Below are 17,519 nucleotides of genomic sequence, written 5' to 3' on the forward strand. Positions count from 1 at the left end.
GGGTCGTGGTCACCGTGAGAGCACCGCATTTCTCACGTCCAGGTGGAGACTAGGAGCACCCACCGACAAATCCCGTCGAACAGTCGTCGACCCAGCAGTCACACCAGTCACAGGCCGAGTACGCGGTGTGCCGTCATCGCGATGTCGGTGGATCGAACTAATGTTCGCCGGGTGACGCAGACCAGCGTGGCCGGCTCCTCCGCGGGGCAGCTCACCTTCGCCGACCTGGAGGCCGCCGATCAGGGGGTCACCGGCGAGTCATCGAACGAGTTCAGCGACCGCTCGCTCTTCGACACGACCCTCGTCGTCGTCGACCTCGAGACCACCGGCTCCGATCCGGCCCGTGACCGGATCACGGAGATCGGCGCGGTGAAGATCCGTGGCGGCGAGATCATCGGCGAGTTCGCCACCCTGGTCGACCCCGGTCGACCCATCCCGCCCCAGATCGTCACCCTCACCGGAATCACCACCGCGATGCTGACCGACGCACCGCGTATCGAGTCGGTGCTGCCCTCGTTCTTCGAGTTCGCCCGCGGCTCGATCCTGGTGGCGCACAATGCCCGGTTCGACATGGGCTTCCTGCGTCAGAACGCGATCCGGCTCCAGCTCCCGTGGACGTTCAGCCTGAGTCTGTGCACGGTGACCATGGCCCGGCGAATCCTCACGCGCGACGAGGCGCCGACGGTCAAGCTCAGCGCCCTCGCCGACCTGTTCGACGTCTCCGTGCGCCCCACGCACCGGGCACTCGACGATGCCCGCGCCACGGTGGAGGTCTTCCACCGGCTCCTCGAGCGCGTCGGCAACCAGGGCATCGCCACCGTCGGTGACCTGACGTCCTATCTGCCGCGGACCGACCCGCGACTCCGGGCCAAACGCGGTCTCGCCGACCACATCCCGTCGCGTCCCGGCGTCTATCTCTTCCGTGGCCCGTCCGACGAGGTCCTCTACGTCGGTACCGCGGTGGACCTACGCCGTCGGGTCCGGTCGTATTTCACCGGTGGCGACCCCCGCCGCCGCATCGCCGAGATGGTGCTCCTCGCGCACCGGGTCGACATCGTGGAATGCTCCCACCCGCTCGAGGCGGCGGTACGCGAACTGCGGCTGCTCGGCGCACACGCGCCGGCGTACAACCGGCGGTCGACACAGCCGCACAAGGGATGGTGGGTCACCCTGACCGAGGAACGCTTCCCTCGTCTGAAGGTCAGCCGCACACCCACCGACGAGTCCATCGGCCCGGTCGGGAATCGCACCGGCGCGGCGACCGTCGCCGATGTGATCTCGGCGGCCGCCGGTCTGCGCACGTGTACGAAGCGGCTCGGCGCCAACGGTTACCACTGGTGTCCCGATGCCGACGGGAGACGACGCCCCGGGTCGTGCCGAGCGGCCACCGCGCAGCCGCAGACGGTCCCCGACTACTCCCCGCGGGTCACCGCGGCCCGCCGACTCATGCGGGGTGAGGCCGACGAACTCCTCGACGGGCTCACCGCACGCCTCGCCGACCTCGCGCAGGCCCACATGTTCGAGACCGCGGCACGCCATCGGGACCGGCTCGCGCTCACGATCGACACCCTCGCCCGGTGTCAGCGACTGGCCGCGTTGTGCGCGATCGCCGAGATCGTCGTCGCCCGGCCCGATGGCGAACGGGGATGGCAGTTCGCGGTGATCCGGCACGGGCGGCTCGCGGCGGCCGGACGCGCGCGACGCGGCGTCTCCCCCATGCCCGTCGTCGACGCGCTGGTCGCCGCGGCCGAGACCGTGGTGCCCGGAGACGGTCCGCTGCGCGGCGCGCCCGCCGAGGAGGTGGGGCTCGTCTACCGCTGGATGACCGAACCGGGCGCGCGGATCGTCGCGACCAGTGAGCCGGTCGCGCTGCCGGCCTACTCGGCCGAACGACGCCTCGACTGGTCGCGATCAGCGCACGACGCGCGCACGGCCAGGCCCGCCACGGAACCTCGCGTGCGACAGGCGAGCTGACCGGCCGCCTGGTCCTGGGGAGCACCACTAGGCTTGCGCCATGATCACTGCCATCGTCCTCATCCAGGCCGACATCCACCGCATCCCGGAGACGGCGCAGGCCGTCGCCGACATCCCCGGGGTCGAAGAGGTGTACTCCTGCGCGGGCGACGTCGATCTGATCGCGAAGATCCGGGTCCGCGACCACGAACAGATCGCGACGGTCGTCACCGGCAAGATCAACCGCCTACCGGGCGTGCTCAAGAGCGCGACACACATCGCCTTCCGCAGCTACTCCAGCTCCGACGTCGAGGGCGGATTCTCCATCGGCGAGAGCTGACGCACCCTCAGGCGGGTGCGGCGAGCTGCCGGCTGAGCTCGGCCCACCGCCGCAGCAGGTCCGCGGCGGAGCCGTTGTCGATGGCCTCGGCGGCGCGGCCCTGTGCCTCCCCGAGCGCGTCGGTCAGTTCCGCCGAACTCATCGGCGCCTCCTGTTCGAACGCGACGATGGCGCCGGCCGAGTTGAGCAGCACCGCGTCGCGGACCGGTCCCGTGGTCCCGGCCAGCAGTTCGCGGGCGATCGCGGCGTTGACCGTGGCGTCGCCGCCCTGCAGGGACGACAACTCCACTCGTGCGATCCCCAGATCGGTGGGATCGACGGTCAGCTCGTTCACCTGACCGGCGACGACCTGCCACACCGTCGACGTGGTGGTGGTCGTCACCTCGTCGAGTCCGTCGTCGCCGCGGACCACGAGGGCGGATCCGCCGCGTTCGGCGAAGGCCCGCGCCAGCACCGGGGCGAGGTCGGCGAACGCGCAACCGATCAGCCCGCGCGACGGCGTCGCCGGGTTGGTCAGCGGCCCCAGCACGTTGAAGACGGTCGGGATGCCGATCTCCTTGCGCGGTGGACCGGTGAACCGGAACGCGGGATGGAACACCGGCGCGAAACAGAACCCGATCCCGAGCTCGTCGACGCACCGCGCCACCGCCGCGGCGTCGAGGGAGATGTTCACTCCGAGCGCCTCGAGCACATCGGCACCACCGCTCTTCGACGACGCCGCGCGGTTGCCGTGCTTCACCACCGCGACACCCGCGGCCGCGATCACGATCGCCGTCATCGTCGAGATGTTGACCGTGTGCGACCGGTCGCCGCCGGTACCGACCACGTCGACCGCCGGACGGCTGACGTCCACGAGCGTCGCGTGCTCGAGCATCGCGCGCGACAATCCGAGGAGTTCGGCCGGTGCCGCCCCCTTCATCTTCACACCGACGCCGAAGGCGGCGATCTGAGCTCCGGTCGCGCTGTCGGTCATGATCTCGTTCATCGCCCAGGCGGCCTCGTCGGTGCTGAGGTCGAGGCGATCGATGATCTTGCCGAGGATCTGCGGCCAGCTGAAGTCGGACTGTGCGGTGCTCACGAGGACAGAGCCTAGTGGTGTGTCTCGGAATCAGGTGGCCGGTGTCGAACGCCGGAGACCAGTCGCTTGATTCTCCAGACACACCACCGGTTCCTGTTCAGCCCGGCGGACGCTGGAGGACGGCCCACTCGCGGGCGAATCCGCCGTGTCGCGAGCCGAGGCTTGCCATGCGGGATCGTTCCTGCGACAGATGCATCGCGTCGAGCAACTGGACCCGCGCCAGGACCAGGACCACGAACCCGTCTTCGAGTGCCGGCGGACTCGGCCCCCAGCGGTCATCGTCGACGGACTCGTAACCGTCGAGCGCGGCCACCGCCGCCGCGTCGGCGCGCCGGGCGGGCGGCACCTCGACGTGGTGACGGAGGATGACCTCCTCGGCCGCGCGCCACGACGAGGCGTCCAGCGCGACCGAACTCGCGATCGCGTCGTCGTCGGACCGGGCGACCACCTCCACCCGTTCGTCCAGCGTCAGCGGCCCCGCCTCGGACCGCGGACGCAGTCGCGAACGGAGCCGCGCCAGGCGGCCCTGCTCGACCACCCGGCCGTTGAGATCACGGGGGCCGGATGGCACCGAATTCGACATGAACACACGGTAGCGAGGCGGGCCCGCAGTACGCGCTCATCGGACACGCCGACGGCCGCCCGATAGGGGCTCGGACCTGCGGCGGGAGAATTACCCGGGGGCAATTTCCGACCCGGGTGGCCACCGCTTACTACGAACCGTCATACTTCACATGTGACAAGCGCTGTAGGTACCTCAGGAACAGCCATCACCTCGCGCGTGCACTCGCTGAACCGGCCCAACATGGTCAGCGTCGGCACGATCGTGTGGCTGTCCAGTGAGCTCATGTTCTTCGCTGGCCTCTTCGCGATGTATTTCGTCGCCCGTGCCAACTCGGCGGTCGGCTGGCCGCCGCCGCCGACCGAGCTGAATCTCGCCCTCGCCATCCCGGTGACGACGGTGCTGATCCTCTCCTCGGTGACTTGCCAGATGGGCGTCTTCGCCGCCGAGCGCGGCGACGTCTTCGGCCTGCGCCGCTGGTACGTCATCACCTTGGCGATGGGCACGTTCTTCGTCTGCGGCCAGGCGTACGAGTACTACCACCTGGTCGAGCACGGCACGACCCTGTCGTCGGACGCGTACGGTTCGGTCTTCTACATGACGACCGGCTTCCACGGCCTCCACGTCATCGGCGGTCTGATCGCGTTCGTCTATCTGCTCATCCGGACCAAGCTGTCGAAGTTCACGCCGGCGCAGGCAACCGCCGCAATCGTTGTCTCTTACTACTGGCACTTCGTCGACATCGTGTGGATCGGACTCTTCGTCACGATCTACTTCATCCGATGACACCGGCGACCTCGCATTAGAAGAACAGCCCGTCCCGCTTAGTAGAGAGTCACAGATGAGTTCATCTCCACCGCGTCCGTCGGATAGCGGCACCGAGGTCGGACCCGATGCCTCGGCCCGACGCTCCTCTGCACGCGACGCCGGCCGCCGCGCCAAGACACGACGCAAGCTCCGTCGGCGCGCCACCGGCACCATCGTGTTGCTGGCCGGTCTCGTCATGGCAGGCGTCCTCGCCTCGGTCCTGACCCCCGACCCCCAGGTCGCGGTCGCCGACCAGAGCAACGCCGCGATGATCGACGACGGTCGCAAGCTCTACGAGACCTCGTGCATCACCTGCCACGGCGCCAACCTCCAGGGTGTGCCGGACCGCGGTCCCGCACTGCTCGGGGTCGGTGACGCCGCCGTCTACTTCCAGGTGTCGACCGGCCGTATGCCCGCGGCACGCGGCGAGGCCCAGGCCCAGCGCAAGCCCGCGAAGTTCACGACCGAGCAGATCGATCAGCTCGGCGCCTACATCCAGGCCGAGGGCGGCGGACCGCAGGTTCCGCGCAACGCCGACGGAACGGTCGCGCAGGAGTCCCTGCGCGGCGAGAGCATCGGTCGGGGCAGCGAGCTGTTCCGGTTGAACTGCGCGTCGTGCCACAACTTCACCGGTCGCGGCGGCGCGCTGTCCTCGGGCAAGTTCGCACCGAACCTCGACGGCGTCAACGAGGCACAGATCTACACCGCGATGCTGACCGGTCCGCAGAACATGCCCAAGTTCTCGAACCGCCAGCTTGATCCGGAAGAGAAGAAGGACGTGATCGCCTACGTCAAGTACGTCTCCGAGGCCAAGCCGAGCGGCGGCCTCGCCCTGGGTGGTTTCGGTCCGACCAGCGAAGGCATGGTCATGTGGTTCGTCGGCGTCATCGCCATAGTCGCAGGCGCCATGTGGATGGGATCTCGAGCATGAGCGCGAACGACAAGGATGTCCCGTCGCGGGACGAACTCGACCAGATGAGCACCGACGAGCTCGTCAAACTCGGCACCAATCTCGACGGCGTCGAGATCATCCACCGGTCCGAGCGTTACACGGTGCCCGGTACCAAGGTCGAGAAGCGCGCCGAGCGTCAGGTGGCCATCTGGTTCACCATCGCCGGTGTCTCCGCACTCGCCTGCCTCGGCATCTTCCTGTTCAACCACTGGGAGTTCGCCCTCCCCGATGACCCGAACTACTGGTGGTACACGTTCAACACGCCGCTCCTCGGCGTGACGTTCGGCCTCTCGGTGTTCGCCATCGGCGTCGCGATGATCCTCATCACCAAGAAGTTCATCCCCGCCGAGATCTCGGTCCAGGACCGTCACGACGGTGGGTCGACCGAGGTCGACAAGAAGACGATCGTCGGGCTTCTGCAGGACACCGGCACCACCTCGACCCTGGGTCGTCGCAAGATGATCATCGGCTCGGCCGGTTTCGGTCTCGGCGCCTTCGCCGTCACCGGACTCGTCGCCTTCCTCGGCGGTTTCATCAAGAACCCGTGGGCCGAGGGTCCCGACTCGCCGCTGTGGCACTCGGGCTGGTCGCCGATCTACAACCCGCCGGAAGCACCCAACGAGACCATCTACCTGCGGCGCGACACCGGCAATCCGTTCCAGGTCGCACTGGTCCGGCCGGAAGATCTCGACGCCGGTGGCATGGAAACCGTGTTCCCGTGGCGTCGTTCGGACGGGTTCGGCGAGTCCGAACACTCCCGCCACCTGTTGGAGGAGGGCCTGCACCAGGTCCGAAATCCCGTGATGCTCATCCGTCTGCGTCCCGAGGACGCGGCCCGCGCTGTGAAGCGCAAGGGGCAGGAGAGCTTCAACTACGGTGACTACTTCGCCTACACCAAGGTGTGCAGCCACCTCGGATGCCCCGCATCGCTCTACGAGCAGCGGAGCAACCGCATCCTGTGTCCCTGCCATCAGTCGCAGTTCGACGCACTCGAGTACGCCAAGCCCATCTTCGGACCGGCCGCCCGTGCCCTGGCACAGCTGCCGATCACGGTGAACAATGAGGGTTACCTCGTTGCTGCAGGCGACTTCATCGAGCCCGTCGGACCGGCATTCTGGGAGCGTAAGTCATGAGCATCGCCGAACGCCTCGGCACTCAAGCCGAAGAAGTCGACTCGCGGTATCACCTGGCCGCGGGCATGCGCCGCCAGATCAACAAGGTGTTCCCCACCCACTGGTCGTTCATGCTGGGTGAGATCGCGCTGTACAGCTTCATCATCCTGCTGGTCTCCGGCGTCTACCTGTCGCTGTTCTTCGATCCGTCGATGACCCGCGTCGTCTACGACGGCGCCTACCAGCCGCTCAACGGCGTGATGATGACCAAGGCGTACGAGACCACGCTGAACATCTCGTTCGAGGTGCGCGGCGGTCTGTTCGTCCGTCAGATCCATCACTGGGCAGCACTGCTGTTCGCGGCGTCGATCATCATCCACATGCTGCGCATCTTCTTCACCGGTGCGTTCCGCCGTCCGCGTGAGGCCAACTGGATCATCGGCTGCCTCCTGCTGATCCTGGCGATGTTCGAGGGCTTCTTCGGCTACTCGCTCCCCGACGACCTGCTCTCGGGTACCGGCGTCCGAGCCGCGATGAGCGGCATCGTCCTCGGTATCCCGGTGGTCGGCACCTGGATCCACTGGGCGCTGTTCGGCGGCGACTTCCCCGGCGTGATCATCATCCCGCGCCTGTACGTGCTGCACATCCTGCTCTTCCCGGGCATCATCCTGGCGCTGATCGGCGCGCACCTCGCGCTGGTCTGGTACCAGAAGCACACGCAGTTCCCCGGCCCCGGCCGCACCGAGAAGAACGTGGTCGGCGTCCGGATCATGCCGGTGTTCGCCGCGAAGGCCGGCGCGATGTTCGCCTTCGTCACCGGCGTGCTCGCCGTCATGTCGGGCATCTTCCAGATCAACCCGGTCTGGAACATCGGTCCGTACAACCCGGCGCAGGTGTCCGCGGGCTCCCAGCCCGACATCTACATGATGTGGACCGACGGCCTGATACGTCTGTTCCCGGCGTGGGAGCTCTACCTGGGCAACTACACGGTGCCGATGTCGAACTGGGTCGTGCTGATCATGACGATCATCTTCGGCCTGATGTTCGCGTACCCGTGGATCGAGAAGAAGCTCACCGGCGACGATGCGCACCACAACCTGCTGCAGCGTCCGCGTGACGCACCGGTGCGGACCGCCATCGGTGCCATGGCGGTCTCGTTCTACATCCTGCTGACGATCGCATGTATGAACGACATCATCGCGTTCAAGTTCCACATCTCGCTCAATGCGACGACCTGGATCGGACGCATCGGCTTGATCATCCTGCCGCCGCTGGTGTACTTCATCGCGTACCGCTGGGCACTCTCGTTGCAGCGCAGCGACCGCGAGGTCCTCGCACACGGCATCGAGACCGGCATCATCAAGCGGCTCCCGCAGGGTGAGTACATCGAGGTCCACCAGCCCCTCGGCCCGGTCGACAGCCACGGTCACCCGATCCCGCTCCCCTACGAGGGTGCGGCTCTGCCCAAGCGGATGAACAAGCTGGGTTCCGCGGGCGCGCCGGGTACCGGTTCGATCCTGACGGCCGATCCGCCGGAGGAGCAGCTGCGCAACGTCGAACTCGAGCACGAGATCGAGGCGGGCGAACGCAAGGCTCTCCGCGAGCTGCAGGCCAAGGGCGGCTACCCCTTCGGCGAGTAGCCACGCGCGAAAAGTTCCACGCACGACCCACCGCGGGCCGTCGAGCACCATCGAGTGCACGACGGCCCGCGGTGCGTTTCCGGGACGTCGCACTCCCCTCCCCCACGTCACGGTCGGCGACAGGTCGTCGATGTGGCACGGTGGACCCCATGCACCGGCTACCTCCCCGAAGTTCCGGTCTGTCCCAGATCACCCGCGGGATGGGCACTCTCGACGCCGAGATCTACGATTCGATCGCCCGCTCCCCGAGCCCCCTGCTCGACGTGACGATGCCGGCGCTCACGCGTGCCGCCGACCATTCCAAACTGTGGATGGCCGTCGCCGCCGGTCTGGCCGTGTCCGGGCGTCCGTCGCTGCAGCGCGGTGCCGCACGTGGGATGGTCTCGCTCGCCGTGACGAGCCTGGTGACCAATCAGGGCGCCAAGCGTGTGCGCCGACGGTCGCGCCCCGCCCACGGCCTCATTCCGGTGCCACGACAGGGCAGTCGGCGTCCGACGTCGAACTCGCTGCCCTCGGGTCACTCGGCCAGCGCTGCGGCGTTCGCGGTCGGGGTGGGCGTGGAGAATCCGCCGGCGGGCCTGCTGCTGTCCGCCCTGGCGGGGCTCGTCGGGTTGTCCCGCGTGGCGACCGGAGCCCACTACCCCGGTGACGTGGTCGCCGGGCTCGGTATCGGGGCCGTGATCGCGACCATCGGCGCGCGCGTCATTCCGCCCATCACCGAGCCGTCGCTGTCCCTGGCCGCCCCGTCCGTCGTCGACGTGGACCGCAACCCGGACGGGGCAGGTCTGGTCGTCGTCGTCAATCCGGGTTCCGCGGATGGCCGGGGGCGTCGTGTCGTCGAGACGATCCGCGGCCGGCTACCGGCCGCCGAGATCGTCGAGCTCGACGAGACCGACGACATGGCAGCCGTTTTCGCCGAAGTCGCGACCCGCGCGACGATCCTCGGGGTGGCCGGTGGCGACGGTACCGCGGCGTGCGCGGCCGGGCCGGCGCTCGCCGCCGACATCCCCCTCGCGGTCTTCCCCGCCGGCACCTTCAACCACTTCGCCCGCGACATCGGGTGTGGGACGGTGGACGCCACCATCGAGGCCATCCGCGCGGGGTCGGCGTCCCGGGTCGACGCTATGTGGCTCAATGATTCCCGACTGATCCTCAACACCGCGAGCATCGGCGCTCACCCCGATTTCGTCCGGGTACGCCGGCGTCTGCAGCGGCGGATCAGCCGTCCGCTCGCGACCGCTGCCGCGGTGTTGCACGTCCTCCGCAAGGATCCCCATGTGCGCATCGAGGTGGAAGGCCGTGTGCTCGACGCGTCGCTCTTCCTCGTGGGCAACTCGATCTATCAGCCCACCGGATTCCTTCCCTCCCGTCGTGTCCGGCTCGACGACGGACTCCTCGACGTGCGCATCCTCGAGACCAGCCATCGCTGGGCGACGCTGCGGCTGCTCGGCTCGCTGGCCGCCGGACGCCTCGAACGCTCGCGTCTCTACCACGAGATGCAGGTGCCCGAGTTCCGGTTCACCGCGGTCGACGGTCCGGTCGCGGTCTCGCACGACGGGGAGGTCGAGGATTCGTACTCCCACGCCGACTTCCGCGTGGACTATCGCGCCCTCAAGGTATTCCGGCCCGCCGCCCGCCGGCGGTCCTGACCCGAGCGACACGCCCCGACCGCGGGACAGCGAAGCGCCCCACCGGATCACCGGTGGGGCGCTTCGTCTCGGTTCGTGATCGCGCGGTGCGCGTGGGCTCAGTGCTTCTCGGGGCCGACGTGGTACTCGAAGACGAGTCCCGCCGCGGTACCCATGATCACCACCACGGCGAAGATCGACAGCCAGAAGTTGCCGGTGGCAAAGCCGACCGCGAAGGTCGAGGCGCCGAGCGCGATCAGGATCGGCCACCAGGAGTGCGGGCTGAAGAAGCCCAGCTCGCCTGCGCCGTCCTCGATCTCGGCGTCTTCGTAGTCCTCCGGGCGGATCTCGACGCGCCGTGCGACGAACCGGAAGAACGTGCCCGCGATGAGCGTCAGGCCCGCCGCGAAGAACAGGCCGACGACGCCGACCCACTCGATGCCCTTGCTGGTGAAAGCGGTGAAGAGGGTGTACGCGACGCCCGTCAGAAAGAAGAAGGCGGTCAGCATCTCGAAGAGGCGTGCCTCGATCTTCATCGTCAGCTCACTTTCTTGGTGCAGTTGGCGAGGGCCGGGTTGTCCCGGTCACCGGTCGCGCCGACGCTGCCGTCGGTGGCGCGGCGCGTGTCGAACGGCACCGTGGTCACCGCTTCGGGCGCCTGGCAGATCGCTGCGAGCGCTTCCGCGTTGGTGGCACCGGGGTTCGACTCACGGAACCGGATGTAGCTGTCGAAGTCCTCCGGGGACACCGCGCGGACCTCGAAGTTCATCATCGAGTGGTACGTGCCGCACATCTCCGCACAGCGGCCGACGAAAGCTCCGGTCCGGTCGATCGACTTGATCTGGAAGACCGGGTCGGTCGCGTTCTGCTCCGGGAAGGGGAAGACGTCGCGCTTGAACAGGAACTCCGGCACCCAGAACGAGTGGATGACGTCGGCCGAGGCGATGTTGAACTCGATGCGCTTGCCGGTCGGGAGCACCAGCACGGGGATCTCCGACGACGAGCCGACCGTCTCGATCTTGTCGAACTGGAGGTAGTCGCGGATGTCGTCGTCACGACCGCCGGCCGGACCGGGAAGCTCACCGTGCTCCCCACCCTCGTCGCTGCCGGCGTGCTCGGTCTCGGCACCGCTACCGGTCTGGGCCTGGACCTCGAACGGGTTGCCGTTCTGCTCGAAGCCGTTGTAGGTGGTGCCGTCGGAGAACTCGACCTGGTTGTAACCGAACTTCCAGTTCCACTGGAACGCGGTCACGTCGACGACGACCTTCGAGTCGTCGTTCTTGCTCTCGACGTTGTTCTGCACGATGACCGTGAAGTAGAAGAGCACGGCGATGATCACGAACGGGATCGCCGTGTAGGTGAGCTCCAGCGGCACGTTGTACGCGGTCTGGCGCGGGAACACGCCCTTCTTCGCGTCGTTCGCACGGTGGAACGTGATCGTCCAGAAGATCAGTGCCCACACCAGGATGCCCATGACCAGAGCCGCGATGACCGACCAGGTCCACAGATCGACCATCTCTTTGCCATCGGGCGTGACGCCCTCGGGCCAACCGAAACGCATCGCCTCACTGGCGTCGCAACCCGACATCAGCAGTGCGCCGAGGCCGAGAGTGGCGACGAATCCCAGTCGCTTCATCGTCCGCGACGCTGATGAGACACGCCTCGCTCGGGGCCGTCCACCGTGTGCCAATTTCACGCCTTCCTGCTCGCTCACCGGCGCCCTCGCGCCGAGGTGAGTGCATGCCACATGACCTGCACGGGGCAAGGTCTTGCCGTCAACACACAGCAATTCTTGCACCTAGTACTACGCAGCGTAGACCAACCCGGGGACGCTGACGGAATCGGGGCGCGATCCGGTCGTGTCCTCTCGCTTTCCGTCCCGCGCCGGTGTCGTCGACGCGTGAACGACGGCCCGGCCGCGCACTCGCCCCACCCCGCCACGTCGGCGCTCCACCGTGTGCTTCAGGCATACTCGGACGCGATCCGGCGCGGGGTGGAGAACCTGCTGTGGACCGGTAACTGAACGGAGAGAACGAGACGTGTGTGGTCTGCTCGGCCTGCTGACATCCGACGGAACGGCCGCCGAGGTCGTCGAACCGGTGGCGGTGGCCTCGCACTGCATGCGGCATCGCGGACCCGACGAACCCGGCACCTGGCACGACGACGACATCGTGTTCGGGTTCAACCGCCTTTCGATCATCGACATCGAACACTCACACCAGCCACTCCGCTGGGGTCCGCCCGAGAATCCCGATCGGTACGCGCTCGTGTTCAACGGCGAGATCTACAACTACCTCGAGATCCGTGCGGAACTCGCCAGGGACGAGGGCGCGCTGTTCCGCACCGAGGGAGACAGCGAGGCGATCGTCGCCGCCTTCCATCACTGGGGACCCGACGCGGTCCGGCGGCTGCGCGGGATGTTCGCGTTCGCGATCTGGGACACCGAGAACCGGTCGCTGTTCCTCGCGCGTGACCCGTTCGGCATCAAGCCCCTTTTCGTGGCGTCCGGTCCCGGCGGGCTGATCTTCGGCAGCGAGAAGAAGAGCCTGCTCGAACTGATCGAGCGCGTCGGATTGTCGTCGGAGCTCGATCCCCGCGCGATCGAGCACTACACGGTGCTGCAGTACGTCCCGGAGCCCGAGACCATCCATGCCTCGATCCGGCGTCTGGAGTCGGGCTGTCACGCCACCGCGACGCCGGGCAGTCCCCTGTCTGTCCGGCGGTACTTCACTCCCCAGTTCGGTGTCCGACCGGTCACCGACGCCACCCGGCAGAAGCGCTACGACGAGATCGCCGACGTGCTCGCCGACTCCGTCGCCAAGCACATGCGGGCCGACGTCACGGTCGGGTCGTTCCTGTCCGGTGGCATCGACTCGACAGCCATCGCCGCGCTCGCGATCCGGCACAACCCGGACCTCATCACCTTCACCACCGGCTTCGAGCGCGAGGGCTACTCGGAGGTCGACGTCGCGGCCGAGTCCGCGGAGGCGATCGGCGCGCGGCATGTCGTGAAGGTCGTCGGGCCGTCGGAGTTCATCGAGGCGATCCCCTCGATCGTCTGGTACCTCGACGACCCGGTCGCCGATCCCGCACTCGTCCCGCTCTACTTCGTGGCGGCCGAGGCACGCAAGCATGTGAAGGTCGTGCTGTCCGGTGAGGGCGCCGACGAACTCTTCGGCGGGTACACGATCTACAAGGAACCGCTGTCGCTCGCGGCCTTCGACCGGTTGCCCCGACCCCTGCGCCGGGCGGCCGGCAAGATCTCCGACCGCATCCCCGAGGGAACCCGCGGTAAGAGCCTGCTGCACCGCGGGTCACTCACGCTCGAGGAGCGGTACTACGGCAACGCCCGCAGCTTCGACGACGCGCGGCTTCGCGCGGTGCTCCGCGATTACCGTCCCGAGTGGACCCACACCGACGTCACCGCCCCGATCTACGCGATGAGTGAGGGATGGGATCCGGTGGCGCGCATGCAGCATCTGGATCTGTTCACCTGGCTGCGTGGCGACATCCTGGTCAAGGCGGACAAGATCACGATGGCCAACTCGCTCGAGTTGCGCGTGCCGTTCCTCGATCCGGAGGTCTTCGCGATCGCCGAAGGCCTCCCCCACGACGAGAAGATCTCGCACGGCACCACGAAATACGCGTTGCGCAAGGCGCTGGAGCAGATCGTCCCGGCGCACGTCCTCCACCGCAAGAAGCTCGGCTTCCCGGTGCCGATCCGGCACTGGCTGGCCGGGACGGAGATGTTCGACTGGGCGCACCAGACCGTCGCGCAGTCCCAGACCGATCACATCTTCGCCAAGGACGCGGTGATCGCGATGCTCAACGAGCACCGAGAAGGCGTGGTGGACAACAGCCGTCGTCTCTGGACTGTCCTGATGTTCATGGTCTGGCACGGCATCTTCGTCGAGGGCACCATCGTTCCGGAGATCATCGACCACACCTACCCGGTCCGCGTCTAGTCCGGGATTCCTTCTCAGACAGCACAACCGCCCCCGACAACCGCCCCCGAAACCCGCCCGCGACAGCGGAGTCGACGACGATATCGGGCTGTTGCAAAATTCCGGTGTCAGCCGACGGCTTGTCGGGAGCGGTGTGTGGTGGGTATCGGCGATGATGTGTTGGTGGCCAAGGGTTATCGTCCGGTGCAGCGTGATCAGCAGTTTCTGATGCCGCCGAGTATGCGGGAATGGCTTCCGGCCGATGATCCGGTGTGGCTGGTCATCGAATCGGTCGCCTCGCTGGATACCGCGGCGATACGGGCGGTACGCAAGACCGGTGGAGCCGGTCGCGCCGCCTATCACCCGGATATGTTGTTGACCTTGTTGATCTGGGGGTGGGCCCAAGGCCAACGGTCCTCGCGGCAGCTGGAACGGTTGTGTCACCGCGACGTCGCCTACCGCATCATTTGCGGTGGTGAGGTCCCTGATCACGTCACGATCGCCCGGTTCCGCGCGGACTGCGCACCCGCGATCGAGGACCTGTTCACCCAGGTGTTGATGCTGTGCTCGCGGGTCGGGATGGGCCGACTTGGGGTGGTGGCCCTCGACGGAGTGAAGATCGCCTCGAACGCCTCGCTCAGCGCCAATCGCACCGAGCAAGGCTTGCGGGAAGCGTTGGCCAGTGAGGCTGCGCGCGCCGCGGCCGAACACGCAGCCGCTGACACCGCCGACGATGATGTTCATGGTGATGACCGCGGTGACCTGTTACCCCGCGGGCTGCACGATCCGGGGTCGCGGCAGGCCCGGATCGCCGCGGCGCTGGCTGATCTGGCTGCCCACACTGAACAACTCACCAACGCCGAAGCGGTGGCCGCGCAGCGTAGGAACGAACGTGACCAGGCCGCCGAGAAGTCCCAGCAGGCCCGCGAGGAGAAGATCGAGCGGGCGCGGGAACGCCGCGCTGCGGGCGGGCCCGCCACAGGCAAGGGATCGTTGCCGATCGAGATCGAGGTCGAGGTGCTGACCGAATCGTTGGCGCGGGCCATCGCGACCCACCAAGCAAAGATCGACCACTATCGACCTGGTCAGCGAGGCCGCAAACCCGGGCCGGTCGAGACGAACTACTACGTCAGGCGCGCCCAACGAGCACTCGAGCGGGCACAGCAGCGGCAGCAGCAACGTGACGCCGCGGCAGCGGCTCGGCCCGCTGCGGTCTGCACCCCGCCGACCACCGCGACCGCGGCTGCACCGTCACGGGAACCCCGCCGTAACATCACCGACCCGCAATCACGGATGATGGGATTGCGCGGCGGCGGCTGGCTCCAAGGCTTCAACTGCCAGGCCGTGACCAGCGATGACGGGCTGATCATCGCGACCGGCGTGGGCAACAACCCTGCCGATGTCACCACCTTCACCACCATGCTCGACAAAGCCGTCACCGCCGCCGCACTCATCGACACCCACCGCCCCGAACCGCCGGTCTCACCAGGAATAGGGGTCGTGTTGGCTGATGCCGGCTACCTCTCCGAACACAACCTCACCGCACCCGGACCAGACCGGCTCATCGCGACCGGCAAACACCGGGCCGTGGCCCACGCCGCGCAGCACGCACCCACACACGGGCCGCCACCATCAGAAGCCTCCCCGATCCAGGCCATGACCCACCGGCTGGCCACACCCGAGGGACATGCGCTCTACCGTCAACGCGCCCACATCGCTGAAACCCCGTTCGCCCACGCTAAACACAACCTCGGCTTCCGTCGCTTCACCAGCCGCGGACTCGACAGAGCCACAGCAGAATTCAGCTTCCACGCCCTCGTCCACAACCTGTTCAAAGCCATCGGAACCGCCGCTTTGACCCCCACCACCGCCTGAGACCGGACGCTCCGCGACCGGCCATCACGCCCAACCCGCCCGCCGACCCGTTTACGCAACAGCCCGATATGTCGCGGACTTCCCCGCGGAGGGCGCATTTCTGGGGCGGTTGTCGTTCCAGCGGATTCAGTGCGCGAGCTTGAGACCGACGACTCCGCCCACGATCATCAGCAGGAAGAACACCTTGAGCGCCGACACGGCTTGCTCACCGGTGGCCATGGCATAGACGACGGTCAGCACCGCACCGATGCCGACCCACACCGCGTAGGCGGTCCCGACCGGCAGGTCGCGCATCGCGTACGCCAGGCCGGCCATGCTGGCGACCAGCGCCGCGACGAACACGGCGGTCGGACCCAGCTTGCTGAAACCCTCCGACTTGCCCAGTGCGGTTGCCCAGACGGCTTCCAGGACACCGGACACGACCAGAATCAGCCACGACATGACGCCTCCTCCGGGCCGTCTTGTCGCGCACCGGGTACAGCACCCCTCGTCCGGGAGCCCTCGATCGGGGCTCATCTCCAACGTCTCACGCCGGGCCGGGAGTGGCAACGTCAGACGGGTCACCACCCCCCGGCGGACCGGGCTCAGCCGGCGAACGCCGCGCTGATCTCCGCAGCGGCCTCGGCGCCGTATGCGCCTTCGATCCGAGCGAGGGCCGAGTTCGAATCCCAGGCCCAGTCCTGCGTCGAGACAGTTTCGAGCACCAGCACCGCGACCATCGACCCGACCTGCGCGGCCCGCTCGAAGCCGAGTCCCTTGGACAGCGCAGACAGGAACCCGGCGCGGAAACCGTCGCCGACACCGGTCGGATCGACCTTCTCCGTCTCCGGCACGACGGGCACGTGGATGCGTGTGCCGTCGCGGTCGACGATCTCGACGCCGTCCTTGCCGAGCGTCGTGACGCGGACGCCGACCATCTCGGCGACCTGCGCTTCGGACAGTCCGGCCTTCTGGCGCAGGAGACCCCACTCGTACTCGTTGGTGAACAGGTAGGTCGCGCCGTCGATCAACGTGCGCACCTGCTCGCCGTCGAGCCGTGCCAACTGCTGCGACGGGTCGGCGGCGAAGGGGATGCCGGCAGTCCGGCATTCCTCGGTGTGGCGGATCATCCCGGCCGGATCGTCCGCACCGATCAGAACCAGATCGGGCGAACCCACCTCCGCGAAGACCGACGAGAGATCGATGTCCTTGCTCTCGCTCATCGCGCCGGCGTAGAAGGTCGCGAGCTGGGCCATCGTCTCGTCGGTGGTGCACATGAAGCGAGCGGTGTGGTGGGTCTCCGACACCCGGACGCCTCGACAGTCGACGCCGTTGGATTCGAGCCACTGACGGTAGTCGTGGAAATCGGAGCCGACCGCGCCGACGAGTACCGGCGTGCCCCCGAGCTGACCCATGGCGTAGCTGATGTTGGCTCCCACACCGCCGCGCCGGACGACGAGATCCTCCACCAGAAAACTGAGGGAGATGTGTTCGAGGTGATCGCCGAGCAACTGCTCGGAGAACTTGCCCGGGAACTTCATCAGATGATCGGTCGCGATGGATCCGCACACAACGATTGCCACTGGAGATCTCAGCCCTTCATGTGGTTGCCCGATGGATGGTGCCCAGCAGGTGGTGACCCAGGCAGG

The 17,519-nt window shown here is 67.4% G+C and carries 15 protein-coding genes and 1 riboswitch; of the genes, 9 read left to right on the forward strand and 6 right to left on the reverse strand.

Annotated features, from left to right (window positions below; genetic code table 11):
• Positions 1-141: 141 nt before the first annotated feature.
• Positions 142-1,974 carry a DEDD exonuclease domain-containing protein gene (locus AC3B5T_RS22770; protein WP_488357957.1) on the forward strand — a complete coding sequence of 611 codons (1,833 nt, stop codon included), beginning with the start codon at positions 142-144 and terminating at the stop codon, positions 1,972-1,974.
• Positions 1,975-2,014: 40 nt separating this feature from the next.
• Entirely contained in the window at positions 2,015-2,293 is a 279-nt protein-coding gene (locus AC3B5T_RS22775) for an Lrp/AsnC family transcriptional regulator (RefSeq protein ID WP_014927322.1), read from the forward strand.
• A 7-nt stretch (positions 2,294-2,300) separates the two neighbouring features.
• Here AC3B5T_RS22775 and trpD read toward each other — a convergent pair whose 3' ends face one another.
• A complete protein-coding gene (trpD, locus tag AC3B5T_RS22780; protein WP_488357959.1) occupies positions 2,301-3,371 on the reverse strand; it encodes an anthranilate phosphoribosyltransferase in 1,071 nt (356 codons plus the stop codon).
• Positions 3,372-3,468: 97 nt separating this feature from the next.
• Complete coding sequence (locus tag AC3B5T_RS22785; protein WP_488357961.1) at positions 3,469-3,954, reverse strand: hypothetical protein; 486 nt, start codon at positions 3,952-3,954, stop codon at positions 3,469-3,471.
• 153 nt (positions 3,955-4,107) lie between these two features.
• Here AC3B5T_RS22785 and ctaE point away from each other — a divergent pair, with 153 nt between their 5' ends.
• The 5 genes from ctaE (at position 4,108) to AC3B5T_RS22810 (ending at position 10,093) form a co-directional block, all read left to right on the forward strand.
• Positions 4,108-4,719, forward strand: a complete 612-nt coding sequence (gene ctaE, locus AC3B5T_RS22790; RefSeq protein WP_083888978.1) for an aa3-type cytochrome oxidase subunit III — start codon at positions 4,108-4,110, stop codon at positions 4,717-4,719.
• Positions 4,720-4,774: 55 nt separating this feature from the next.
• Complete coding sequence (gene qcrC, locus AC3B5T_RS22795; protein ID WP_488357962.1) at positions 4,775-5,671, forward strand: cytochrome bc1 complex diheme cytochrome c subunit; 897 nt, start codon at positions 4,775-4,777, stop codon at positions 5,669-5,671.
• Positions 5,668-6,825, forward strand: coding sequence for a cytochrome bc1 complex Rieske iron-sulfur subunit (qcrA, locus tag AC3B5T_RS22800; RefSeq protein ID WP_010843624.1), 1,158 nt, complete (start codon positions 5,668-5,670; stop codon positions 6,823-6,825). The genes qcrC and qcrA overlap by 4 nt, the downstream gene beginning before the upstream one ends.
• Positions 6,822-8,444, forward strand: coding sequence for a cytochrome bc1 complex cytochrome b subunit (qcrB, locus tag AC3B5T_RS22805; RefSeq protein WP_014927327.1), 1,623 nt, complete (start codon positions 6,822-6,824; stop codon positions 8,442-8,444). The genes qcrA and qcrB overlap by 4 nt, the downstream gene beginning before the upstream one ends.
• Before the next feature lie 200 nt (positions 8,445-8,644).
• Positions 8,645-10,093, forward strand: coding sequence for a bifunctional phosphatase PAP2/diacylglycerol kinase family protein (locus AC3B5T_RS22810; RefSeq protein ID WP_055476111.1), 1,449 nt, complete (start codon positions 8,645-8,647; stop codon positions 10,091-10,093).
• Between the two features lie 98 nt (positions 10,094-10,191).
• Here AC3B5T_RS22810 and AC3B5T_RS22815 read toward each other — a convergent pair whose 3' ends face one another.
• Together AC3B5T_RS22815 and ctaC are read right to left on the reverse strand one after the other, a co-directional pair.
• Positions 10,192-10,608, reverse strand: a complete 417-nt coding sequence (locus tag AC3B5T_RS22815; protein ID WP_055476110.1) for a cytochrome c oxidase subunit 4 — start codon at positions 10,606-10,608, stop codon at positions 10,192-10,194.
• Positions 10,609-10,610: 2 nt separating this feature from the next.
• Positions 10,611-11,708 (reverse strand): aa3-type cytochrome oxidase subunit II, encoded by a 1,098-nt coding sequence (ctaC, locus tag AC3B5T_RS22820; RefSeq protein WP_055476109.1) that lies wholly within the window; start codon positions 11,706-11,708, stop codon positions 10,611-10,613.
• Positions 11,709-12,111: 403 nt separating this feature from the next.
• Here ctaC and asnB point away from each other — a divergent pair, with 403 nt between their 5' ends.
• A complete protein-coding gene (gene asnB / locus AC3B5T_RS22825) occupies positions 12,112-14,037 on the forward strand; it encodes an asparagine synthase (glutamine-hydrolyzing) (RefSeq protein ID WP_055476108.1) in 1,926 nt (641 codons plus the stop codon).
• Positions 14,038-14,199: 162 nt separating this feature from the next.
• Complete coding sequence (locus tag AC3B5T_RS22830; protein ID WP_488358755.1) at positions 14,200-15,891, forward strand: transposase; 1,692 nt, start codon at positions 14,200-14,202, stop codon at positions 15,889-15,891.
• Between the two features lie 126 nt (positions 15,892-16,017).
• On the opposite strand, the gene AC3B5T_RS22835 is transcribed toward AC3B5T_RS22830, so the two are convergent.
• On the reverse strand, positions 16,018-16,332 hold the full coding sequence (locus AC3B5T_RS22835) for a DMT family transporter (RefSeq protein WP_010841126.1): 315 nt from the start codon (positions 16,330-16,332) through the stop codon (positions 16,018-16,020).
• Between the two features lie 9 nt (positions 16,333-16,341).
• Positions 16,342-16,408: riboswitch (guanidine-III (ykkC-III) riboswitch) on the reverse strand.
• A 67-nt stretch (positions 16,409-16,475) separates the two neighbouring features.
• Complete coding sequence (locus AC3B5T_RS22840; RefSeq protein ID WP_014927333.1) at positions 16,476-17,453, reverse strand: carbohydrate kinase family protein; 978 nt, start codon at positions 17,451-17,453, stop codon at positions 16,476-16,478.
• Positions 17,454-17,519 lie beyond the last annotated feature (66 nt).

Source organism: Gordonia sp. G4 (assembly GCF_057770005.1).